Source organism: Shewanella youngdeokensis, assembly GCF_033180165.1.
GTDB lineage: Bacteria > Pseudomonadota > Gammaproteobacteria > Enterobacterales > Shewanellaceae > Shewanella > Shewanella youngdeokensis.
Genome location: NZ_CP136522.1, coordinates 3,021,197 through 3,044,443, shown reverse-complemented (window position 1 = coordinate 3,044,443; position 23,247 = coordinate 3,021,197). Strand labels below are relative to the sequence as shown.

Below are 23,247 nucleotides of genomic sequence, written 5' to 3'. Positions count from 1 at the left end.
ATAAATGACAAGCTATACTTTAAAAGTACTGGCTGAGCATTTGAAAGCAGATGTTCAAGGTGACGATTCCGTTGAGATTACGGCAGTCGGCACTTTGAACAGTGCAAGTCCTGGTCAAATCACTTTCCTGGCAAATTCAAAATACCGCTCACAGCTTGAGTCAACAATGGCCTCTGCGGTATTAATGACGCCTGCCGATTCTGAAGGCTTCAGTGGTAATGCTATTGTACTTAAAGACCCTTATGTTGGATTTGCGCGTATAGCGCAACTGCTTGATACCACTCCTGCCGCTGCTATGGCTATTCATCCGTCCGCACAAATAGCTTCATCTGCTATGCTTGGTGAAGGTGTTGCAATTGGTGCGAATGCGGTTATTAGCGACAATGTTATTATTGGTAATAATGTACAGATTGGCGCAGGTTGTGTTGTTGGCCAAGACAGTGTAATTGGTTCAAACTGTTTATTATGGGCGAACGTAACGCTCTACCATAATGTGCATATGGGCCAAGATTGTATTATCCATTCAGGTGCGATACTTGGCTCTGATGGTTTTGGTTACGCCAACGAGCGTGGCCAATGGATTAAAATCCCTCAAACGGGTGGGGTTCGTATCGGAGATCGTGTCGAAATCGGTGCCGGTACCACAATTGATCGTGGTGCAATAGATCATACTGAAATCCATGATGGGGTTATTTTAGATAACCAAGTCCAAATAGCGCATAATGTGGTGGTTGGTGTTAATACCGCTATTGCTGGTTGCTCTGTTGTGGCAGGGAGTGTCACTATTGGTCAGCATTGTATTATTGGTGGTAACAGTGCCATTTCAGGTCACTTAAACATATGTGATGGTGTTCATATTACTGGTAGTACAAACATTACCAGTGAAGTTCGTGAACCTGGTGTTTATTCATCTGCAACCGTTGCGATGGATAACAAGGTATGGCGAAAAAATACTGTGCGCTTTAGACAACTTGACAGCCTATTTCAGCGTGTCAAAACATTAGAAAAAAGTGCTAAGTAATTAACTGCTAAGTTCAGGTTTAAGGAAATATTTTCGTGTCAAACCAACTAAATACAATGGATATTAAAGAGATCTTAAAGTTTCTCCCGCATAGATATCCATTTTTATTGATCGACAGAGTTCTGGATTTTACGCCAGGTGAAAGCTTACACGCCATAAAAAATGTCACCATTAATGAGCCTTTTTTCCAGGGACACTTCCCGGTTCAGCCGGTGATGCCAGGTGTGTTAATTTTAGAAGCGATGGCACAGGCAACAGGTTTACTAGCCTTTAAAACGATGAGTGATGAACCGTCAAATGACGCACTCTATTATTTTGCTGGTATCGACAAGGCACGCTTTAAGCAAGTTGTTGAGCCAGGTGACCAACTGCACTTTGAAGTTAAAATGATAAAAGAGCGCCGCGGGATAGGGGTGTTTACCGGAGAAGCCAAAGTGGATGGCAAGGTTGTTTGTTCAGCCGAGATAATGTGTGCACGTAGAGAGATTACGCAGTGATCGATAAATTAGCTTACATCCATCCCAATGCCAAAATTGGCAAAAATGTCACTATTGGTCCTTGGACCTACATTGGCGAAGACGTTGAAATCGGTGACAACTGCTGGTTTAGCTCACACGTTGTTGTGAAAGGCCCAACAGTTATCGGTAAAGGTAATAAGTTTTACCAGTTTGCTTCAGTTGGCGAAGATTGCCAAGATAAGAAGTTTGCTGGTGAAGCAACGCGCCTTACTATTGGTGATAATAACGTTATTCGCGAGTCAGTGACTATTCACCGAGGCACCACCCAAGATAATTGGGTCACCAGTATCGGTTCTAACAACCTTTTCATGGCCTATGTGCATATTGCTCATGACTGTGTTGTGGGTAGTAACGTTATTATGGCTAACAATGCGTCAATTGCTGGGCATGTACATGTCGGTGATTGGGTTATCCTTGGTGGTATGACAGGTGTGCATCAATTTGTACATATTGGTGATCATGCATTTGTTGCTGGTTCATCTCTAATACTTAAAGATGTGCCTCCTTTTGTTATGGCATCAGGACAGCCGGCTGTACCAAGAGGTTTAAATAGCGAAGGCCTTAAACGCCGCGGATTCAGTAAAGAATCTCAACTTGCTGTTCGCCGTGCTTATAAAACACTGTATCGCAACAGCTTAACCGTTGAAGAAGCGATAGAGCAGTTGAAAGAAGCTGCCGTTGACGATGAGCATATTAAGAAGTTGGTTGACTTTGTTGCTACTTCCAGTCGTGGCATTGTTCGATAGCACCAAATAAAAGCCCGTTTTATAACGGGTTTTTTCTTTATCATTTATCTTAAAATTAGACCCCTTTCTATGAGCACAAACACTCCTCGTATATTTGCTATGGTCGCTGGTGAAATCTCCGGTGATATTCTTGGTGAAGGCCTGATTAAGGCGTTGAAAAAAACGTATCCAGATGCCCGTTTCGTTGGGATTGGTGGACCTCGTATGGACGCTTTAGGTTTTGAATCAATCTTTTCTTACGAAGAGTTAGCTGTAATGGGGATTGTTGAAGTGCTGTCGCGTTTGCCTCGCTTGCTAAAGGTACGTGCAACGTTAATCGATGCAATTACTGAGCTCAGTCCTGATTGCTTTATTGGGATTGATGCGCCAGATTTTAATATCGGCCTTGAGTTAAAGCTTAAAGCTCGTGGTATTAAAACGATACATTATGTCAGCCCATCTGTGTGGGCATGGCGGCCTAAACGTATTTTTAAAATTGCAAAGGCCACCAATATGGTGCTGTCGTTATTGCCATTTGAAAAAGCATTTTATGACAAGTATGACGTGCCGTGTACGTTTGTAGGTCATACACTTGCAGATGATATTGCACTAGAAAGCAATAAAAGTGCAGCGCGTGAACGTCTAGGCTTAGATGAGCATGCAGAGTACTTGGCTGTATTGCCTGGTAGTCGCGGCGGCGAACTAAAGCAACTTGCAGAGCCATTTGTGAAAGCTGCAGCGTTAATTAAGCAGCGTTATCCCGATATAAAGTTTGTTACCCCTGTGGTCAACAAAACGCGCCGTGAGCAATTTGAGCTTGCTCTTCGAACCCATGCACCCGATCTTGTCATTCACATTGTAGAGGGGCATTCTCGCGAGGTCATGGCTGCAGCGGATTGTATTTTATTAGCCTCAGGCACGGCAACGTTAGAGGCTATGCTTGTTAAGCGGCCTATGGTGGTAGCATATCGCGTTAGTCCCATTACGTATCAAATCGCTAAAGGTTTAATGTTAACTGAGCATTACTCTCTGCCTAATTTATTAGCCAATGAGGCTGTGGTTGATGAACTTATTCAAGCAGATTGTACACCTGAAAAAATTGCAGATGCCTTGTCAGTTCAATTAGATAGTGATTTTACTCCATTACACAATCGCTTCATGGCGTTGCATAAATCTATCCGCCGAGATGCCAGTGCGCGCGCTGGGGATGCTGTAATAGAACTCGTTGAGGAGCCCAAATAATGGCTGTAATAAAAGATATCACTCCTGAGCAAGCTGCTCAAATTTGCGTAGGACAATATGCTGGTGTGGACGAAGTTGGTCGCGGTCCATTAGTGGGAAATGTGGTTACCGCAGCGGTAATACTGGACCCAAATAATCCTGTGGCTGGGCTCAACGATTCGAAAAAGTTATCAGAAAAAAAGCGCGATCTATTGTTTGATGAGATCCAGCAAAAAGCTTTGAGCGTTTCTGTCGGCTCAGCTTCGCCTGCTGAAATCGACGAGCTAAACATCTTGCACGCTACAATGCTTGCCATGCAGCGCGCTGTACAAGGTTTGTCACTCAAGCCTACCTCTGTGTTAGTTGATGGTAACCGCACGCCTGATTTCGGCGTACAGAGCCATGCTATTATTAAAGGTGATGGGTTAATCGATGCCATCAGTGCAGCATCTATCATCGCAAAGGTTGTAAGAGACCGTGAAATGGCAGCTCTTGCTGAGAAGCACCCAGAGTATGGTTTTGAAAAACACAAAGGTTACCCAACCAAAGCGCATTTTGAAGCGCTCGCTAAACATGGCGTTTTGGTTGAACATCGAAAAAGTTTTCGCCCAGTTCGCGAAGCAATGTAAAGGTTAAGGTGGTCGATGTTGGCTTCAGTGTTAGCGGGTTATACCTTATGTCACCTTAATTATCGACAACCTATTACTAGCGGCAGTGTATAGCAATGTTAAATGGCGTAATTGCAGTGCCGCTCTGTGGTTTTGCTCGTTAATCACAAATTGCTAGAAAGTTGTTCACCTACTTGTTGGTTTAGTTGTTTAACTTGTTTGCAGCTGCACCTTGTTTTACTCTGTAAAGTTGATTGTCCGTCGTCATCTACCTAAAAGAAAGATATTCCCAATTATGTCTGATCCTCGTTTTGTGCATTTACGCGTCCACAGTGACTTTTCAATGTCTGATGGACTGTCTAAGATAAAACCTATTCTGGCTAAAGTCAGCGAGATGGGGATGCCTGCGGTCGCGCTGACCGATCAGACCAACATGTGTGGCTTAGTTAAGTTTTATGGTGGATGCCATGGAGCAGGAATAAAGCCCATTATCGGGACAGACTTTTGGGTACAAGTTCCAGGCTTTGACGAGTTTTGTTCTGTCACTGCCTTAGCCATGAATAATGAAGGTTATTCTAATCTCACATTGTTAATCAGCGAAGCTTATCTGCGAGGGCATGTTAAAGATAAGGCTGTTATCGATCATGAATGGCTAGCTAAGCATAGTGAAGGGCTAATATTGCTCTCCGGTGGCCGGCATGGGGATATCGGTCGTGCCCTGTTAAAAGGCAACTTGGGGCAAGTAGATTCTTTAGTTGAGTTTTATCAGACACATTTTCCCGATAGGTTCTACCTTGAGATCCTCCGTACTGGTCGCGCAGACGAAGAACGATACCTACATATGGCTGTTGAACTGGCACAAAAGCACGACTTCCCCATAGTAGCGACCAACCAAGTTGTGTTTAATGAGCCTGAGCAATTTGAAGCCCATGAAATACGAGTGGCAATTTCTGATGGTTTCACCTTAGGTGATCCTCGCAGGCCTAAAAAGTACAGTGATCAGCAATACCTTAAAAGTAGCGAGGAGATGTGTGAGCTATTTGACGATATTCCAGAAGCTATTGAAAATACAGTAGAAATAGCTAAGCGTTGTAATGTTACCGTTCGTTTGCATGAGTACTTCTTACCTAACTTCCCAACGGGTGATCTTAGCATCGAGGATTTTTTAGTTGTTGAGTCTGAAAAGGGTCTTGAAGAGCGTTTAGAATTTTTGTTTCCTGATGAACATGTCAGAGCGCAAAGACGTCCAGAATACGACGAACGCTTAGAGATTGAACTTAAAGTTATTAATGAAATGGGCTTCCCAGGCTACTTTTTAATTGTAATGGAGTTCATTCAATGGGGCAAAGATAACGATATTCCCATTGGCCCTGGTCGTGGTTCTGGTGCCGGCTCATTAGTGGCTTATGCCCTGAAGATCACCGACTTGGATCCGCTCGAATATGATTTACTATTTGAACGATTCCTTAACCCAGAACGTGTATCAATGCCGGATTTCGATGTCGATTTTTGCATGGATCGCCGCGATGAGGTTATTGATCATGTGGCCGAACTTTACGGCCGCGATGCGGTGTCACAGATTATTACCTTTGGTACGATGGCAGCCAAAGCGGTTATCCGAGACGTTGGCCGTGTACAAGGGCATCCTTATGGTTTTGTTGATAGGATCTCTAAAATGATCCCTGCAGAGCCGGGTATGACTCTAGCTAAGGCATTTGAAGCCGAACCTGCTTTGCAAGAATCATATGACGGCAGTGAAGAGGTTAAAGACCTCATCGATATGTGTCGAATTTTAGAAGGGGTGACTCGTAACGCCGGTAAACATGCTGGTGGTGTAGTTATTGCTCCCACAAAAATTACTGATTTTGCTCCTATTTATGCAGATGCTGAAGGTCTCAACCCTGTAACACAGTTTGATAAAAACGACGTTGAAACAGCAGGCTTGGTTAAGTTTGATTTCTTGGGTCTAAGAACGCTCACTATTATTGATTGGGCGTTACAGATGATCAACTCGGTTAAAGACAAAAATGGTGAAGAAAGGGTGCGGATTGAGTCAATCTCACTGACGGATCCTAAGTGTTTTAAATTACTACAAAATTGTGAAACTACCTCGGTGTTCCAGCTTGAATCTCGTGGTATGAAAGATTTGATTAAGCGGCTTCAGCCTGACTGTTTTGAGGATATGATTGCTCTGGTGGCACTGTTTAGACCAGGACCTTTGCAGTCGGGCATGGTAGATAACTTTATTGAGCGAAAGCACGGCCGAGAAGAAGTTTCATACCCTGATTCTCAATATCAGCATGAGTCATTAAAAGGTCTACTTTCACCAACATACGGCATTATTTTGTACCAAGAGCAGGTGATGCAGATTGCGCAGGTGCTCGCCGGCTATACCCTTGGTGGCGCAGATATGCTTCGCCGCGCCATGGGTAAGAAAAAGCCTGAAGAAATGGCCAAGCAACGCAGTAGTTTTGAATCAGGCTCTATTGCAAATGGCGTTGACGGACCACTTTCGATGAAGATTTTCGACTTGGTTGAAAAGTTCGCCGGTTATGGTTTTAACAAGTCGCATTCAGCAGCATACGCTTTAGTGTCGTATCAAACTTTGTGGCTTAAAACCCACTATGCCCCCCAGTTTCTTGCCGCTGTTATGTCTGCCGATATGGATAATACAGACAAGGTTGTTATTCTCGTTGATGAATGTGAACGTCTAGGCATACCGATTATTCCACCTGATGTGAACAAGGGCTTATTTAAATTTACCGTCGATGACGACCTTAATATTGTTTATGGTATTGGTGGGATTAAAGGGGTCGGTGAGGGACCTGTTGAGGCAATCATCAACGCCCGGAAAGATGGGCCGTTCATCGACTTGTTTGATTTCTGTGCTCGAGTCGATCTCAAAAAGCTTAACCGCAGGGTCATTGAAAAGCTTATCTGTGCTGGTGCACTTGATAATCTAGGCACTCACCGTGCGGCATTAGTCGCTACGTTACCTGAAGCTATCAGAGCCGCAGATCAACACGCTAAAGCTGAGGCGCTTGGTCAACACGACATGTTTGGTTTATTGAACACGGAACCTGAAGATAGCAAGCAGCAGTTTGTTGAGTGCACGCCTTGGCCAGATAAAGTCTGGCTAGAAGGCGAGCGTGATACCTTAGGCTTGTATTTAACTGGTCACCCAATTAATCAATATCTTAAAGAACTCAAGCACTATACCTCAGGTCGACTAAAAGACGTGCACCCTACGGATCGTGGTAAAACCATGAAAGCGGCGGGCCTAGTGGTTGCAACCCGTGTGATGATGACTAAGCGAGGCTCGAAAATGGGCTTAGTTACGCTTGACGATAAAAGCGCACGTCTTGAGGTGATGTTATTTACCGAAGCCTTTGAAAAGTTTAATCACCTACTAGAAAAAGATCGCATCTTGATTATTGAAGGTGAAGTCAGCTTTGATGACTTTTCCGGCGGTAACCGTATGACAGCGCGAAACATCATCGACATGGGCGAAGCTCGAAGCCACTTCGCTAATGCGGTAGAGGTTGATTTAGCGGCAGAAGAGGTTAACGCCGAATGGTTACAGCGTTTCCAAGAGGCCGTTGAGCCGTGGAAAAACGGTGCAGTACCAGTGCTTATCAACTACGCGCAACCTCAAACTAAAGCGCAGTTATCGCTCGGTAACGAGTGGCGAGTTAATCCGACAGATGAGCTTATGCTAGCGTTAGAGACACTAACAGGCTCTGATAAAGTGCGGATAGTTTTTTAATAATGGATATTATTGCGCTAATAAAACAATGCATTGAAAGTTTGCCGCAGAGCTCGTCGCCAATAGCCGAACGTAAAATTGTGTTGGCCTATAGCGGTGGCGTAGATTCCGAGATCTTGGCCTATGGTTTAGCGGGCTTTGCCAAGTCACACCCTCAATTTTGCTATCAGCTAGTGCATGTTCACCATGGCTTAAGTGCGAATGCCGATAGCTGGGCCGAGCATTGTCAAACGCAGTCCGCTTTGTATCAGCTACCCTGCACCGTCGCAAAGGTCAGCGTTAAACTTGCGCCAAGAACCAGTGTTGAAGCGCAAGCACGTTCAGTGCGGTATGAGGCATTACTGGCACAGATGCAACCGGCTGATATTTTAATGACAGCGCATCATCAAGATGATCAACTTGAAACCGTTTTATTAGCGCTTAAGCGAGGGCTTGGGCCCAAAGGGTTAGCATCGATGGGCAGGGTGCAGCGCTTTGATAGTGATAAATGGCTTATTCGCCCTTTGCTCGATTTTAGTAAGCACGATGTAGAAGCTTATGCTAAAGCCCATGCGATTTGTCATATTGAAGATGAAAGTAACTTTGACGAAAAATATGATCGCAATTTTTTACGCCAATCTATCATCCCTCAGTTGAAACAACGCTGGGGCGCTATCGCTGCCACAGCCAGTCGCAGTGCTGAATTATGTGCGATGCAGCAAAGCGTCGTCGACGAAGAGATCGCTGTACGCTTGCCCCTAGTTCAACAGCAACTAGCTGGCGACAACACGATTAATCTCGTTGCCTTAAGTGGTTACTCTAAAGCGTGGCAATTACTATTACTGCGCGGTCACATGGATGAGTTAGGAATTTCTCCGCCGTCAAAAGTACAATCAGAACAGATTATTAGTCAGTTAATGGAAGCAAAAGCTGATGCTAATATCGAGATAAAGCTGTCTGATGTGGTGATCAAACGTTTTAAGGGGGCAGGCTATTTTTTACCGACAACACCAACAGTAAAGCCGGTGGCAATCGCCATATCATCAATAGACCACTTGTATGATCCAGGCATAACCTATGGTGATAAACAGTTACTTAAAGCGACATTAGCTAATAATGGCGTGCGTTTACCACTGGATGGTGAAAAAGTGACGATTGAATTTGCCTTGCCTGGGAGCACCCGTTGCCAGCCGCAAAATCGCAGTAAGGGCCGAGAGTTGAAAAAACTATGGCAAGAGTATGAAGTGCCACCGTGGGTAAGAGGTCGGGTACCATTATTATGCTATAACGGCAAGTTGGTTTGCGCTATTGGCTATTGGAACGAAAAAGCGTTTACCTGCCAAGAAGGCAAAGTAGGGCTTATTTTTCCTACGGTTAAGCCTTATTGTTGACCGTTCAGGTTAAAGTTTATTGGTGAAGCTTTAGCCTGATAAATACTAAAACAACCTCTTCCAGACGCTTTTGCTTTATACAGCGCACTATCCGATTTTTGATATAAACTTTGCTCAGTATCATCACTATGCCACTGGGCAATCCCCAAGCTAGTTTTAACATGGTAGTCGTTTAAGTGACTATGGTCTTCTATCGCGCTTAAAATCCGCTGGCAAAGTCGTGCAGCAGAACGCGCATCCCCTTGAACAAGTAATGTAAATTCATCACCACCAATTCTAAACGCTTGATCGGTATTTCTTATCACTTCGGTCAGCATTTTTGCAAATGCCGATAATGTATCATCACCGAGCTGATGGCCAAAACGGTCATTGAGTTGTTTGAAATTATCGAGATCCAATGTCACCAAAGAAAAAGTGCCATGATTGCGTTGAGCACGGGCAATTTCCTTTTTAATTTGTGCAAGGTAATAGTGCCGATTACCTAGGTTGGTTAGCGCATCAAACATGGCCTGTTTAGACATTTCTTGAAATTGAATGGCATTAAATAATGGTTGTAAAACCAAGCCTTGCAGCTGATGCAAGCGCTGAGCTTGTGACGGCATCAATGGTGCTTTTAGGTTATAGTTAACTTGAACACTGGTGTCGGCCAACGTGAGCAGCTGTTCAATAGCGTAGCCGCCTTGGCGACCCCAATGAAAATGATATTGTTTGTATTTCAGTTGCACGCCGTGAAGCGGCAAGTGTTGGCCCATAATTTTGCCGAAGCAGGCAAACACTGTCCGTGGGTCTAAATGTTGATGCAGATTTTGAATTATATTGACGAAATCAAGATCTAACGGGTAGGCTGAACTTAGACCCGTTTCTATAGGATATTCGTTAGGAAAAGACTCGGTTGCTAGACCAAATTCCATTTATATACTCCAAAATAATTGACTGCATCATCTGCCATTTACAAGCAAAAAATGTGCCTTTATGTATATTAATATTAATTAGTATATTTATCATTTGGTTACGCTATTTTAAGACTGAAGTTGCTTTTCAAGTGACAGGATTTTGACTAGGAGTAAATTGTACGCATGGAACATAGCGTTTTGATTCAAATACTGCTTATGCTTGTGGTTGCCATTGTATTTATTGCCATATTAAGGCGAGCCGGGCTTCCCGCTATTTTGGCATATTTAGCCACTGGGGTAATCAGTGGCCCAAGTGGTATGCATTGGTTTACCCAGCATCAAATGCAGTCGGTTGCGGAACTGGGCGTGGTGTTATTGATGTTCAGCTTAGGGCTTGAGTTTTCATTGCCGCGATTATGGGCTATGCGCAGAACCGTATTTGGGCTTGGTTCAGCTCAGGTGCTAGTCACTGCAGCGCTTAGCATCGGCGTTGCATTACTGTGTGACTTAAGCATGACAGAGTCGGTCGTGATTGGCTCTGCAGTCGCACTGTCATCAACGGCTATCGTGCTGAAATTGCTCAATGAGCAGGGCTGGTTACGTCGCCGCCACGGTGAGTTGTCGGTTAGCGTATTGTTATTTCAAGATATTGCCGTGGTGCCGTTACTTATTTTATTACCGCTGCTGGCTAGTGGCGGCGAACCCATTATATTGAGTGATGTCGCGTACGCATTATTGAAAGGGGTTTTAGCCTTTGTTGCATTAATGGCATTTGGTAAATGGGCATTGCCAAGACTGTTTGATGAAGTTGCCCGTTCTCGTTCAAATGAATTATTTGTGTTGTCTACCTTAGTGGTTGCACTGGCGACTGGCGCAATGACCCAATGGTTAGGTTTATCGATGGCACTTGGTGCGTTTATGGCCGGTATGTTGTTGGGTGAGAGCCAGTACCGACGTCAATTAGAGGCCGACATACGACCGTTTAGAGATTTACTAATGGGACTGTTTTTTATCTCTATCGGGATGTTGCTTGATTTCCAGTTAGTTGCTCAATTTTGGTGGCAGATTATTTTGCTGCTGATAGCCGTTATTCTTGGCAAAACTTTAGTCGTGTTTTCAATACTGAAATTGGCTAAGGAGTCTTTTAGAGTGTCGGTTTCAACCGCGTTAAGTTTAGCCCAGGTCGGTGAGTTTAGCTTTGTGGTGTTAGCTTTAGCAGTTAATTATCAATTGCTTGACGACAAAATTAGTACTGTATTGGTTATGGTTGCGGTGTTATCAATGGCGCTGGCTCCATGGTTGGTACGCCATAGTCTAGATATAGCCAGAATACTCCAAGGGCTCAAGCCTAAGGGGATGACAGATCCAGGTGAACCCATTGTTGTTAACACCGACAGAATAGATGAACTAGTGCTGATTTTAGGCTACGGGCGAGTTGGCCAGACCATTGCGCGATTTATGAAAACCGAGGCGATCCCTTACTTGGTGTTAGATCTTGACCCAAAACGTGTGTCTGAGGCCAGAACGGCAGGCGAACCCGTGTATTTTGGTGACGTGTCTAAGCGCAGTATTCTTAAACAAGCACAAATCAGGCGAGCAAAGCTTATCGTGATAACTTTTAGTGGCGAACGAATTTTGGAAGAAGTATTACCGCTTTGTCGCCAACTGGCTCCGGATACCAACATTTTGGTACGCACTCGCGATGATTCAGGCATGGAAGAGTTAGAGCTAGCAGGGGCAAGTCAGGTTGTTCCTGAAACGTTAGAGGGCAGTTTAATGCTAGTGTCGCAGGTTTTGTACCAATGTGGCGTGCCACTAGCCAGAATTTTAAAACGTTTAGAGTCAGAGCGCCGGAATCATTATCAATATTTACATGGTTTCTTTTCAGGCGAAGAAACTGATTTTACGCTGGAGTTATTGCATGCCGTTGCATTGCCGCAAGGTGCCGATGCGGTGGGTAAAACGTTAGCAGAGATCCCATGGAAAAAGCTAGAAGTTGAGTTGCGAGCCGTTCGGCGAGCCGGTGCAGAAGTTGAAACACCGGAGTTAGACTGGCAGATCAAAGCCGGTGATATTCTTATTTTGCTTGGCAAGCCAAGGCGCATAGAGAAAGCTGAAGTGTACTTACTACAAGGTTAACGCTGCCTTCATATTGCATCGAACCTATGGTGTTAGCTTGTTGCCTATGTAATGCCGTTAGTTATGTGATAGGTTTAACACTCTGGCTCGAGAGCGTTTTATCTGGTCGATTAGTCGCATACAAGCGGTGCTAACGATAGCTCGAGGTCAAAAAATGTAATGGTTGCTTAACGAATAAGGAAGTTATTTTGCACTACGTTGTCTGTATTTTGCTATTTCCATTGATGTTTATACAAGCTAGGTTGGTTAAAAAGAACACCCCTAAATTACCGGAGGCTGCCGGTAAGCGCTGCGGCAAGTTAGGGCAAGGGCCGGCGGTTTCTTTGTTGGTGCTGGGGGATTCTGCCGCAGCGGGTGTGGGGGTTGATGAACAAAAGCAGGCGTTAAGTGGAACGGTGAGCGCAGGCCTAGCGAAATATTTTAGTGTGTCTTGGCAATTACTGGCGAAATCAGGTTCCAATACTCAACAAACCTTACAAATGCTTAATAAAAAGCATGCACAGCAGCCCCTGCATTTTGATGTTGTTCTCGTATCGCTCGGGGTTAACGATGTACTTAGCCCTATTTCAGCCGGGCAGTGGGTTAAACAACAAAGGGACTTGATTGCATTTCTTAACACAGAGGTTAACTGTCGGCAGCTTATTTTAACGCCTGTGCCGCCGATGGGGCAATTTCCTGCCTTACCCCAGCCTTTACGTTGGGTTTTAGGTCAGCGCTGTAATGAATTTAATCGGCATTTGAGCCAATTAGTTGAATCGCAACTATGCACATTACTCGAATTTGACACCAACTCCATGCAAGCCGAGAGTATAGATCTAGCTGCAGAACCCGAAGCTGAAGTGATGGCGGCGGACGGTTTTCACCCCGGTGCAGACACATATAAACTTTGGGGGCTAAATGTGGTTGAAACCATTATTAAGCACCGAGCAATGGCTTAGCAGTGGTAACTGCTACTAGCTGTAAATAGCAGTGCCGCTGCGATTGTTTTGGTGATGTTGTCATTTACTCCAAATTAAAAAATTGCTTTATTTCATCTATTTGGCACATAGCATCTTCATACCCCAACTCAATTAAGGCACTACAGTAGCCACGCTCGAATAATAGATATGAACCAATACTCGACTCTGAATGTTGATTTATCCCTAAAAAGCGCATCATTACTTTGATTGCTAGAGGCATGTCTTCAAAATAACGAGAAGCGATTGCACTGAGATCTTCGCTAGGCTTAATGACTAGGGTGTCGATATGCTTTAAAGGCAAACCTTGGCGGCTTTCTTCCGGGATCAACGCTAAAGTGCTGTTGATCCGCTCAAGTCGTTCTAGGTCGCTGTTTAGAGTATCTGAAAATATCGTATCAAGTAAATGTCCGGCAATGGTTGCGGTCTTAGGGTGATGATCCAGCTCTTTAGGTTGAGCTTTATGCGGGCTGTCTAAGTTGATGACCATGATTTTATCGGCCCCAAGATGAATAGGGCTACTGAGCGGGGCGAGTTGGTGCACTGAGCCATCGCCATAATATTCGCGATTTAAGCTTATTGATGGAAACACCATTGGTATTGCGGAGCTGGCTAGCAGGTGATCGGTATTTAAACGTGTTCGTTGGCCGCATCGCCTGGAGCGATACCAGTTTTCAATTAAGGGATTACCTTGGAAAAAGCTAACCGAACGAGAACTGTTGTAGCTCGATGCATCAAGGCTCACAGCGTCAAGCGAGCCATTACTAATGTTACGCCCTATGCGGTCAAAACTGATAAGTGAGTTAAGCAGTTGTCTTAATGGGTCACTGTTAAATAGGCTGCCAGCGTTATTTGATGCTCCATCGCTTTGCACTCTTTTGAGGGCCATTTTACCTAAGTGGCTTAATACACCACCAATTGAAGCTTGATAGACTTTTTGTGCTTGAATGTTTCGCCAAACCCACTCGAGTTTTCGTACTCCAAGGTGAAAGCATGTGGCATGTGTGGCTAACGATGTTGCATTAATAGCACCTGCAGAGGTTCCGCAAATAATCTTAAATGGTACGCCATGATTTCGTGGATAAAACTGAACTATGGCTTTGAGAACCCCAATTTGATATGCCGCTCTTGCGCCACCTCCGCCCAATACTAATGCTATTTTACTTGGCAAATTGGCACTCCTTATCAATTGAAAAGTAGACTCATTTTCAACGGTATCCTCAATTTAGAATAAGTGACAGTGTTACTATGTTCAAGTTTATACGGAGTAAAAAGTGAGTTTAATTTAACCGCCACAGATGTTTTATGATGGTTAGATTGAAGGTGGCTTTGCTGCTTTATGCGAGCGGGTTAAGAGCCAGCTGGCTGATGGGTTAAAAACGTAAACAAAAACGCCGATATTAATCATCGGCGTTTTCAATTAAATTGCTTAAGTTTATTAAGCTTGCTGTGCTTTTAAAAAGTCAACAATTTGGTCAAATGGCACTTCTTGCTTTTCGCCAGTACGACGGTTCTTATATTCAAACACGCCGTTATCAATGTTACGGTCGCCAATGACAACAACGTTTGGCAAGCCAATCAGTTCCATATCTGCAAACATAACACCAGCACGTTCTTTACGGTCATCAAATAAGACTTCCATGCCCGCATCAGTTAAGTCTTTGTATAGCTTTTCTGCGCTATCTTTAACACGGTGAGATTTGTGCATGTTCATTGGCAAAATACCAACTTTGAACGGTGCAATGGCTTCTGGCCACATAATGCCGCGGTCATCGTGGTTTTGCTCAATCGCTGCCGCAACCATGCGACTAACACCTACACCGTAGCAACCCATAAGTAGTGTCTTTGACTTACCATTTTGGTCGAGTACGTTAGCGTGCATCGCTTCTGAATAGTTACTGCCAAGCTGGAAGATGTGACCCACTTCGATACCACGAAGCAAGGCAATGGTACCTTTACCACAAGGGCTTGGCTCACCTTCAATAATATTACGTAGGTCAAATGCTGGCGCCTCAGGTAGGTCACGTTCCCAGTTGATCCCAAAGTAATGTTTGTTATCTTGGTTAGCACCAGCGCCAAAATCACTCATGACTGCAACGCTATGGTCAATAAATACCGGAATATCAAGACCGACTGGGCCGATAGAACCAGGTCCTGCGCCAATAGCTTTACGAATGTCTGCTTCTTCTGCAAACTCAAACGGTGCAAGTACAGCATCCAGTTTTTCTGCTTTCACTTCGTTAAGGTCGTGATCGCCACGGATCACAATTGCAACGAGTGGTGCTTCTTCAGTTGCACCTTTAACGATAAGTGTTTTAACGGTTTTGTCTATCGCAATGTCGTGTTGCTCAACAAGCTCTGCAATGGAGTGAGCATTTGGCGTGTCAACAAGTGTCATTTCGCTGGTTGCTGCTTGACGTGTTTCTGTCGGCAGTGGCGCTTCACATTTTTCAATGTTGGCGGCGTAATCACTTTCAGTTGAATAGGCAATTAAATCTTCACCACTGTTGGCAAGTACGTGGAACTCATGTGACAAGCTGCCACCGATTGAGCCCGTGTCAGCCATAACTGGACGGAATGCTAAACCTAAACGCGTTAGAATGTTGCAATAAGCTTGGAACATCGTCTCATAGGTTTCATCCATTGTTTCTTGATCTAAATGGAAAGAGTAAGCATCTTTCATCAAAAATTCACGTGAACGCATAACCCCAAAACGAGGGCGAACTTCATCACGGAATTTAGTTTGAATTTGGAATAAGTTTAGTGGTAACTGTTTGTAAGAGTTAACCTCTTTACGAATGATATCCGTAATCACTTCTTCGTGAGTTGGGCCTAATACGAAGTCGCGGTTGTGACGGTCTTGAAAGCGTAGTAGTTCTGGGCCAAATTTGTCTAAACGGCCTGATTCAGCCCAAAGGTCTGCGGTTTGAACCATAGGCATAAGGATCTCAACAGAGCCAGCCTTGTTCATTTCTTCGCGAACGATAGCTTCAATTTTACGCAGTACACGTAAACCTGTAGGCAACCAGCTGTATAAGCCTGATGCATTACGACGAACCATGCCCGCACGTAACATTAACTGGTGACTAACGACTTCTGCATTAGCCGGTGTTTCTTTTTGAGTTGATAGCAGGTATTTGCTTACGCGCATTACCGTGTGTCCAAAATTGAGGTGAATGGGCGACATTTTATCACTTGTAGGTCTGATGTCACCTACCTATTTAGACATTCACCTATTTTTTTGTATTTGAACTAAACGTCGTAGAATAAGTAGTTAAACTTGTTTGATAAATAGCAGCGTAGTCTAAGCCCACCTATGGTTTTAGAGTCGCTGTATTCACGCTGGTTTATTATCAATGTTGGCCAAGTCGCTTGCTGGACGCACTATAGTGAGTTATCGCCTGATAACTCATCAACTTGATGTAGGGCCGCAATTATTAGGTATTGATAGGTTATTTTGATATATCCTTGATTCAATAGAAAGACTCGCCCTTTGAGTTTACCTGATGACAATATCTAGGAAGTCCAAATGAATACTACAGGCCAGCATGGCAATATCCTTAAATGCTCTGTCTATATCGCCACGAGTTTAGATGGCTATATTGCCACCGTCGACGGTGAGGTCGACTGGTTACACACCTGCGGCAACCTCGATGCTGACATGGGCAGTGAAGATATGGGCTTTTATGCGTATATCAACTCGGTTGATTGCATGATAATGGGGCGCAAGTGTATGGAAACCATTTCTGCAATGGATCTCAGCCCTGAGCAGTGGGTATACGGGAATATGCCAATTATCGTGCTGAGTAACACACTTAAGCAACCACCGGAGAATATGCAAGGCAAAGTGGAAATGTATGCTGGAGGCATTGAAGACTTATTGCATATTCTTGCGAAACGAGGCTTAAAGCATGCGTATATTGATGGTGGCGCTACAATAACCTCTTTTATAAACCTTAAATTGATTAATGAAATGGTCATAACCAAGGCGCCAATATTATTAGGCGACGGTATTGCTCTGTTTGGTAAAATACAAGGTCATGTCAAACTGATTAATGCCGAGACAAAGGCTTATAAAAATGATTTTGTGCAAGTTAAATATGATGTGACTTACCTTTAAGCAACAGCTGGACTGACTGTTAAAAGCATTAACTCACTTAGTATGATGATATTGCATGTCGCGCCTACCTATAATGTCAAAAATAGGCAAGCGGGCTTAGAGTGTGACTCCAAAGCCCGTTGCATGCACTTCTTTGGCAACAGCCATTAAGCACGTTAACAATGGGTGATAACCGTTGGTATTATTAGCTTGTTTTATCGCGTCTATCACCGATCACCTTCGCAGGGTTACCTGCGACAATAGCGTACTCGGCAACATCTTTAGTCACAACCGCCCCCATACCGACAACGGCGTGATTTCCAATCGTTACGCCATCGACGATCCCCGCTTGCGCCCCAATCCACACATCAACACCAATCACAATACCTTTAGATTTTGAGGGTTGCTGGTAGATAGGAGAATTAGGCGCCATACCATGATTAAACGCATAAATGGTGACATTGTTGGCAATGCGGGTTTGATCACCAATGGTTATGCCATGACGACCTCCATCGATAGAGCAGCCATGGTTTATTGCCACTTCATTCCCCATAGTGATAGGACCGTGTAGAAAACTGTCTGCTGCGATCATGCATTGGTTACCCATGTGGATATCGCGTCCAGGTTCAGCAAATAAATTGGCTTCAGGGGCAACAAAGCAATTATCACCAATTTTGATGGTTTCAACCGCGCTAAAGTGAGCCTGTATTTCATTTTGCCAAGGTTTAGCCCAGGCAAGGTGTTTTTCCTTTAACGAAAAATACAGCCATGGCATATATGACAAACGTTGTTTGTGCTGCGCTTGGTAATCAGGCTTGCTGGTTGGGGTGGGCATTATAACGTGACCTCGGCATTACCTTTACCGACTTGAGAGGGTCTTAACTCAATGACTTCAATCCCTTCAGGCAGGGCAAGCCAAAGTATATCTAAGTCATACAGTGCAACTTGGTATACTTTAGGGTCAGCTTTCGCTTTTTTATAAGCTGGGCGGGGGTCTTGGGCTAGTACACCTTCGATGAGTTCAGCTAAAGCTGGATATTGAGGCTTGGACTGATACTGTTGCAGTTGTTGTTGCGCCTGCTTATTAAACGTTACCTTTGCAAGAATTGGTGCATCCTGGGCGATCCCTCCTGCAGCATCAACAACGGCATCTGAAAAAGGAATATAGGGTTTAATGTCAACAATGGGGGTGCCATCGAGCAGATCCATCCCAGAAATTTCAAGGCTAACCTTGCCGTTATGAGTATGTACCGCATGCAATTTTACGACTGACTGTCCAATGCCGTTGGGCCTAAAGGTTGAGCGAGTGGCAAATACGCCAAGCTTTTCATTACCGCCAAGTCGAGGTGGGCGAACGGTTGTTTTCCAGCCTTGCGCCAAGTTTTCATGAAAGCAGAATAATAACCAAAGGTGAGAGTATTGCTCTAATCCACGCACGGCATCAATATGATTAAAAGGAGCGGCAAGCTCAACAAATCCCCGTGCAGCGGTGACTAAACCGGGCTGGCGCGGAATACCAAATTTCTGTTTATAAGGTGTGCGGCAATACGCAACAGCTTGGATCTGATTAGTAAAAGACATTAATTACTCTTGGTGACGACTATGGAAGTTGATTGGTGCTAACAATGGCTTGGCCAACACAAATAGCACGAGAGATGCAGTTTGTAGTAGGCTCGTCAATGATCAAACAACTTTTGACCACGATACCATTGGCTTGTTTATCGGCCGCTGCACGGCGAGCAAGTGTGCGAGCTTCAGCTATTGACGCTGGAACATCGCTGGTGGCTATCTGGCAGGATTCGCCTTCAACTAGCCCCTTTATTTCATAAGAGCCTGTTGGCTGGACGTTGCCTTCATAAACGGTAACGTCAGAGGCTTTAAAGTAGTCATTTATAGCATCGCTATCGAGATTACTTTTAAAAGTGAAATCTCCCGCGCAAGCACTAAGTAAAATAATGAGGGAGCCTGGAAGTAGGTATTTCATGGTGATGAGTGCCTGTTAAGTTAGTTTCAATTACCTGTCGCGGCATTGATATAGCAAATCATTAATGTGACTAAAAATACGATTTAAGAGCGTTTTTTATCTTGGGGTAGTGCTGTTACTTATTTGCCTTAAAGTTTAGCCCGTTAGCCGCCGTTGTTAAAGCAGTTGTCGGTGTTTATTTCGTGCAAAAACACATAATTATTGTCATTACATTGTTAAGTGGCGCAGTTCTATAAGCTACATTTTTTTGGACATATTGTTAGTGATGGAATGTGCTGCTTACCTCTAGCTGCGATGTTGTGCGATGTTGTTGTGAGTTGCCAGTGTCGGCTGTTTTCTTTGCCCTTTACGCGGCGCTATCATTATATAAGCTGCATGTATTGAGCCTGCACATTGTTTGCTTATGCTTTTGAGTTAACGCTTATCAAAAGTATCTGCTTATCCATTACTGGTAATAATATAAGTCAAACTTATAACTGACTATAAAATTTTTAAATAGTTCATGGATTAACTTCAATTTTACAAATGCTAGCTAGCAAGTGATTACGTTTTCAAGCGTGGTGTTGAGGCTTATTCGATATTGTTAACACATTATTTTTCACCAGAGACATAATATTAAATTGTGCGTATCAAGTTTGGCATTAACAGCCTTGAAACAAGTTACCAGGTCAGTCTTTTGCATTGGGCGTTTCTCGCTTCGTAGCTAAACAGATAACTTAGTAAACAAAACCGATGTGGCATTTATCCTTACCTAGTTGATGTTAACAATAAACCGATACATACCTTTGGTCATATTACATTGTGCAATGCATAACCCTTATTGAGCCGGTAAGCATGTATATTATGACGCGCAGATAAAGGGAGCGTGTAACATTAACGGCTATAAAGTGTTTAACCTAAGCGTAACCATCAGGGGGGATTGGTAATTGGATTCTATATTGGAATTTCAAGGTGAGAACAAGTAAGCTTGTATGTAAAGTTTGGTGCCCTATAACGGTAATAAGTGCTCAAGGTATTTGAGTTGTGTTAATTTATTGTTACTAAGCTTTTTGAGGTATGGTTATTAACGGATCTTGTCTATCTGGCGCGATTGAATATTCATAAATACCTAAATATAGACTTTGCAATATGATAAACCACAGTATATTGAAATATGCACAGCGACACATTCAGTATGCTGTTATTTGGTGTTATAAAAGGTATTACTTTACTAGCCTATATTTGGCTGCTACTCCATAAGAGTAGATTTGATAGCAAATATAAATTGTTCAGCACTTGAACTGCAAGCACTTTTAATATGTTGATTTTGAAGGTTTTACTGGTGTGCTTTTTGCCAATTCAAATACTCGTTATCATTAAATAAAACGCTATTTTACAAGTTAAACATAATTCTCTTGGTTAGTATGAAGGGACTGAAGTAATACTCTTTATTTGAATTAAAAAAACCCAGCAAATGCTGGGTTTTGGTTGATGTCGGCTAGAGACTAAATAAGGAAGTCTTCCATAGTGCGACCATTTTCTAACTCATTTTTAAATACTGTTGGCATACGACCTTGACCTGTCCACTGAATCATTTCGCCAGCAACTTCAATTTGGTATTTAGGTGGACGAGGAGCGCGTTTTTTTGGAGCAGCTTTAACGCCAGCGCCGCCAATATCGTCAACAGATAACCCGATTGCTTCCATTTGCTTACGGATTTCTTCAATTTTAGCATTACGTTCAGCTTGTGCTGCTGTTTCAGCTTCAGCTTGTGCTGCTTTTTCTTCAATGATCTTTTCTAGTTTCACAGAAAGGTCAGTTAATTCTTCAAGAGATAGCTCTTTTACTGCAGCTTTAAAACGACGACCGTGGGTTAAAATATCTAAAAATTCACTCATGATGGTTAATGTCCATTTAAAATAGAAAAGGTTTCAATATATTCTTAGCTAAATAATAGGAAGTATTTCGATAAGGATCAAATATTATTTGTATTTAATTATTAATTAAATTTTTTTAATTAAACTTCATCGCTCAAAAAAACGTTTCATTAGCTAAATGTTACTAATGATAGTGCTTTGTTCTGTTTTCCAATAAACAAATATGAACAGGTGTTTGAATCTGTATTGACGCGAACGTTAACAGCACGTAAAGTGACTCTAATTTCAGCAATAGTTACGCTAACAATAGCTAACTATTGGCACACTCCCGTTCATATAAGAGACGTAAAAAGGAAGCCCTATGAAAGTATTGGTGCCAGTAAAGCGCGTCGTCGATGCCAATGTTAAGGTCAGGGTTAATGCTGACAATACAAGTGTCGATACCGCAAACCTAAAAATGGCAATTAACCCATTTTGTGAGATTGCAGTAGAAGAAGCCGTTCGTTTAAAAGAAGCGGGAAGTGCTTCTGAAGTAATAGTGTTGACTATTGGCCCTAAAGCATCGCAGGAGCAATTAAGAACTGCGCTGGCATTGGGTGCCGATCGCGCGGTACATATTGAAACTGACGAAGAACTTGTATCACTATCGGTAGCTAAGCTTATTTATGCTGTGCAGCAAAAAGAACAAGCAGATTTAGTTATTTTAGGTAAGCAATCAATTGATGGTGACAACAACCAAACCGGTCAAATGTTGGCGGCAATTGGTAAGATGCCACAAGCCACGTTTGCGTCTGAGGTTAAGCTCTCAGGTGATAAATTAACGGTAACTCGAGAAGTCGATGGTGGTCTTCAAACGCTGATGCTACCACTTCCTGCTGTCGTTACCGCTGACTTGCGTCTAAATGAACCTCGTTACGCTAAATTGCCCAATATTATGAAAGCTAAACGTAAGCCGCTTGAGTCATTAACACCGGCAGATTTTGATGTGACGTTAAAGGCTCACCAAACAGTGCTTAAAGTTTCACCGCCAGCCGAGCGCAGTGCCGGTGTGATGGTGTCTTCTGTTGAAGAGTTAATTGCAAAATTAAAGAATGAAGCGAAGGTGATCTAATGGCAATTTTAGTATTAGCAGAACATGACAACAATAGTTTAAAACTCGATACCGCCAAAGTGGTTGCTTGTGGTCAAGCCATTGGTGGCGACATTGATGTATTAGTGGTCGGCCATAATTGTGGTGATGCTGTTAGTAGCGCACAGCAATTAAATGGTGTCCGCAAAGTATTAGTTGCTGACGCTGCTGTTTATGCCAATGGTTTGGCTGAAAACATTGGTGACTTGTTAACTGAACTTGCTGCAGATTACGAACATATTTTGGCTGCGGCATCAAGTCACGGCAAAGATGTATTACCTCGTGTTGCTGCTTTGCTTGATGTTAGTCAGTTATCTGAAGTCATTGAAGTGATAAGCGCTGATACGTTTGTTCGCCCTGTTTACGCTGGTAGTGCATTAGCGACAGTACAAAGCTTGGATGATAAAAAAGTGATGACGGTTCGCTCAAGCGCATTTGATGCAGTGGCGAGTGATGGTAGTGCCCAATTGCTGACCTTAGGGCAAGAAATTGCTCCGCTGGTTGAGTTTCAATCTCAAAGTTTAACGGAATCTGAGCGCCCTGAGTTAGGCAGTGCAGGTATTATTGTCTCTGGTGGCCGCGCAATGGGCAACAGTGAAAACTTTGGTATTTTAGAGCAGTTGGCCGATAAGTTGGGCGGCGCGTTAGGTGCCTCTCGTGCAGCAGTTGATGCGGGCTTTGTACCAAATGATCTTCAAGTAGGGCAAACAGGTAAAATTGTTGCTCCAGACCTATATATCGCTGTTGGTATTTCTGGTGCTATCCAGCATCTGGCTGGCATGAAAGATTCAAAAGTGATTGTCGCAATCAATAAAGATCCTGAAGCGCCAATTTTTCAGGTAGCAGACTACGGATTAGAAGCAGACTTGTTTGAGGCAGTGCCTGAACTTTTAGCACAGCTTTAAATAACCGAATGTGTGGGTTTACCTAAAACAGTACAGCGCACTCAAGATAGAGTTGTT

19 protein-coding genes are annotated in these 23,247 nt (G+C 43.5%); 12 read left to right on the top strand and 7 right to left on the bottom strand.

Annotated elements, in window-relative coordinates; translation table 11 throughout:
* Window positions 1-4 precede the first annotated feature (4 nt).
* The 7 genes from lpxD to tilS all read left to right on the top strand — a co-directional run bounded on the left by lpxD (window position 5) and on the right by tilS (window position 9,229).
* On the top strand, window positions 5-1,021 hold the full coding sequence (gene lpxD, locus RGE70_RS12940; RefSeq protein ID WP_310471862.1) for a UDP-3-O-(3-hydroxymyristoyl)glucosamine N-acyltransferase: 1,017 nt from the start codon (window positions 5-7) through the stop codon (window positions 1,019-1,021).
* Between the two features lie 35 nt (window positions 1,022-1,056).
* The gene (fabZ, locus tag RGE70_RS12935; RefSeq protein ID WP_310471861.1) at window positions 1,057-1,518 is read left to right on the top strand and encodes a 3-hydroxyacyl-ACP dehydratase FabZ; all 462 of its coding nucleotides are present in this window, start codon (window positions 1,057-1,059) and stop codon (window positions 1,516-1,518) included.
* Window positions 1,515-2,285, top strand: a complete 771-nt coding sequence (lpxA, locus tag RGE70_RS12930) for an acyl-ACP--UDP-N-acetylglucosamine O-acyltransferase (protein WP_310471860.1) — start codon at window positions 1,515-1,517, stop codon at window positions 2,283-2,285. Before fabZ ends, lpxA begins: the two co-directional genes overlap by 4 nt.
* A 69-nt stretch (window positions 2,286-2,354) precedes the next feature.
* Entirely contained in the window at window positions 2,355-3,506 is a 1,152-nt protein-coding gene (lpxB, locus tag RGE70_RS12925) for a lipid-A-disaccharide synthase (RefSeq protein WP_310471859.1), read from the top strand.
* Window positions 3,506-4,114 carry a ribonuclease HII gene (gene rnhB, locus RGE70_RS12920; RefSeq protein ID WP_310471858.1) on the top strand — a complete coding sequence of 203 codons (609 nt, stop codon included), beginning with the start codon at window positions 3,506-3,508 and terminating at the stop codon, window positions 4,112-4,114. Before lpxB ends, rnhB begins: the two co-directional genes overlap by 1 nt.
* Window positions 4,115-4,388: 274 nt before the next feature.
* Window positions 4,389-7,859, top strand: coding sequence for a DNA polymerase III subunit alpha (dnaE, locus tag RGE70_RS12915; RefSeq protein WP_310471857.1), 3,471 nt, complete (start codon window positions 4,389-4,391; stop codon window positions 7,857-7,859).
* 2 nt (window positions 7,860-7,861) lie between these two features.
* Entirely contained in the window at window positions 7,862-9,229 is a 1,368-nt protein-coding gene (tilS, locus tag RGE70_RS12910) for a tRNA lysidine(34) synthetase TilS (protein ID WP_310471856.1), read from the top strand.
* On the opposite strand, the gene dgcS is transcribed toward tilS, so the two are convergent.
* Window positions 9,220-10,140 (bottom strand): diguanylate cyclase DgcS, encoded by a 921-nt coding sequence (dgcS, locus tag RGE70_RS12905; RefSeq protein WP_310471855.1) that lies wholly within the window; start codon window positions 10,138-10,140, stop codon window positions 9,220-9,222. The genes tilS and dgcS overlap by 10 nt on opposite strands.
* 165 nt (window positions 10,141-10,305) lie before the next feature.
* Between dgcS and RGE70_RS12900 the strand changes: the two genes are divergently transcribed.
* Both RGE70_RS12900 and RGE70_RS12895 read left to right on the top strand, forming a co-directional pair.
* A complete protein-coding gene (locus RGE70_RS12900; protein WP_310471854.1) occupies window positions 10,306-12,261 on the top strand; it encodes a monovalent cation:proton antiporter family protein in 1,956 nt (651 codons plus the stop codon).
* Window positions 12,262-12,449: 188 nt separating this feature from the next.
* Window positions 12,450-13,199: an SGNH/GDSL hydrolase family protein gene (locus RGE70_RS12895; RefSeq protein ID WP_310471853.1), complete on the top strand. Its 750-nt coding sequence runs from the start codon at window positions 12,450-12,452 to the stop codon at window positions 13,197-13,199.
* A 64-nt stretch (window positions 13,200-13,263) separates the two neighbouring features.
* Here RGE70_RS12895 and RGE70_RS12890 read toward each other — a convergent pair whose 3' ends face one another.
* Window positions 13,264-14,388 carry a patatin-like phospholipase family protein gene (locus RGE70_RS12890; RefSeq protein ID WP_310471852.1) on the bottom strand — a complete coding sequence of 375 codons (1,125 nt, stop codon included), beginning with the start codon at window positions 14,386-14,388 and terminating at the stop codon, window positions 13,264-13,266.
* 267 nt (window positions 14,389-14,655) lie between these two features.
* A complete protein-coding gene (locus tag RGE70_RS12885; protein WP_310471851.1) occupies window positions 14,656-16,368 on the bottom strand; it encodes a proline--tRNA ligase in 1,713 nt (570 codons plus the stop codon).
* 378 nt (window positions 16,369-16,746) lie between these two features.
* Between RGE70_RS12885 and RGE70_RS12880 the strand changes: the two genes are divergently transcribed.
* Window positions 16,747-17,337 carry a dihydrofolate reductase family protein gene (locus RGE70_RS12880; protein ID WP_310471850.1) on the top strand — a complete coding sequence of 197 codons (591 nt, stop codon included), beginning with the start codon at window positions 16,747-16,749 and terminating at the stop codon, window positions 17,335-17,337.
* 184 nt (window positions 17,338-17,521) lie between these two features.
* On the opposite strand, the gene RGE70_RS12875 is transcribed toward RGE70_RS12880, so the two are convergent.
* From RGE70_RS12875 to RGE70_RS12860, 4 genes are all read right to left on the bottom strand, one after another.
* Entirely contained in the window at window positions 17,522-18,151 is a 630-nt protein-coding gene (locus tag RGE70_RS12875; RefSeq protein ID WP_310471849.1) for an acyltransferase, read from the bottom strand.
* A complete protein-coding gene (gene tsaA, locus RGE70_RS12870; RefSeq protein ID WP_310471848.1) occupies window positions 18,151-18,897 on the bottom strand; it encodes a tRNA (N6-threonylcarbamoyladenosine(37)-N6)-methyltransferase TrmO in 747 nt (248 codons plus the stop codon). Before tsaA ends, RGE70_RS12875 begins: the two co-directional genes overlap by 1 nt.
* Window positions 18,898-18,916: 19 nt before the next feature.
* On the bottom strand, window positions 18,917-19,300 hold the full coding sequence (gene rcsF, locus RGE70_RS12865) for an Rcs stress response system protein RcsF (protein ID WP_310471847.1): 384 nt from the start codon (window positions 19,298-19,300) through the stop codon (window positions 18,917-18,919).
* A gap of 1,484 nt (window positions 19,301-20,784) precedes the next feature.
* The gene (locus RGE70_RS12860; RefSeq protein WP_310471846.1) at window positions 20,785-21,177 is read right to left on the bottom strand and encodes an H-NS histone family protein; all 393 of its coding nucleotides are present in this window, start codon (window positions 21,175-21,177) and stop codon (window positions 20,785-20,787) included.
* Between the two features lie 340 nt (window positions 21,178-21,517).
* Here RGE70_RS12860 and RGE70_RS12855 point away from each other — a divergent pair, with 340 nt between their 5' ends.
* Complete coding sequence (locus tag RGE70_RS12855; protein ID WP_310471845.1) at window positions 21,518-22,267, top strand: electron transfer flavoprotein subunit beta/FixA family protein; 750 nt, start codon at window positions 21,518-21,520, stop codon at window positions 22,265-22,267.
* Entirely contained in the window at window positions 22,267-23,190 is a 924-nt protein-coding gene (locus RGE70_RS12850; RefSeq protein ID WP_310471844.1) for an electron transfer flavoprotein subunit alpha/FixB family protein, read from the top strand. The genes RGE70_RS12855 and RGE70_RS12850 overlap by 1 nt, the downstream gene beginning before the upstream one ends.
* Window positions 23,191-23,247 lie beyond the last annotated feature (57 nt).

Bases quoted from the DNA above. Each gene is read 5' to 3' on its own strand.
- RGE70_RS12855 (WP_310471845.1), top strand. From the start codon at position 21,518: ATGAAAGTATTGGTGCCAGTAAAGCGCGTCGTCGATGCCAATGTTAAG.
- RGE70_RS12875 (WP_310471849.1), bottom strand. From the start codon at position 18,151: ATGCCCACCCCAACCAGCAAGCCTGATTACCAAGCGCAGCACAAACAA.
- RGE70_RS12880 (WP_310471850.1), top strand. From the start codon at position 16,747: ATGAATACTACAGGCCAGCATGGCAATATCCTTAAATGCTCTGTCTAT.
- tsaA (WP_310471848.1), bottom strand. From the start codon at position 18,897: ATGTCTTTTACTAATCAGATCCAAGCTGTTGCGTATTGCCGCACACCT.
- lpxD (WP_310471862.1), top strand. From the start codon at position 5: ATGACAAGCTATACTTTAAAAGTACTGGCTGAGCATTTGAAAGCAGAT.
- RGE70_RS12850 (WP_310471844.1), top strand. From the start codon at position 22,267: ATGGCAATTTTAGTATTAGCAGAACATGACAACAATAGTTTAAAACTC.
- rcsF (WP_310471847.1), bottom strand. From the start codon at position 19,300: ATGAAATACCTACTTCCAGGCTCCCTCATTATTTTACTTAGTGCTTGC.
- dnaE (WP_310471857.1), top strand. From the start codon at position 4,389: ATGTCTGATCCTCGTTTTGTGCATTTACGCGTCCACAGTGACTTTTCA.
- RGE70_RS12900 (WP_310471854.1), top strand. From the start codon at position 10,306: ATGGAACATAGCGTTTTGATTCAAATACTGCTTATGCTTGTGGTTGCC.
- lpxB (WP_310471859.1), top strand. From the start codon at position 2,355: ATGAGCACAAACACTCCTCGTATATTTGCTATGGTCGCTGGTGAAATC.
- tilS (WP_310471856.1), top strand. From the start codon at position 7,862: ATGGATATTATTGCGCTAATAAAACAATGCATTGAAAGTTTGCCGCAG.
- RGE70_RS12860 (WP_310471846.1), bottom strand. From the start codon at position 21,177: ATGAGTGAATTTTTAGATATTTTAACCCACGGTCGTCGTTTTAAAGCT.
- RGE70_RS12885 (WP_310471851.1), bottom strand. From the start codon at position 16,368: ATGCGCGTAAGCAAATACCTGCTATCAACTCAAAAAGAAACACCGGCT.
- dgcS (WP_310471855.1), bottom strand. From the start codon at position 10,140: ATGGAATTTGGTCTAGCAACCGAGTCTTTTCCTAACGAATATCCTATA.
- rnhB (WP_310471858.1), top strand. From the start codon at position 3,506: ATGGCTGTAATAAAAGATATCACTCCTGAGCAAGCTGCTCAAATTTGC.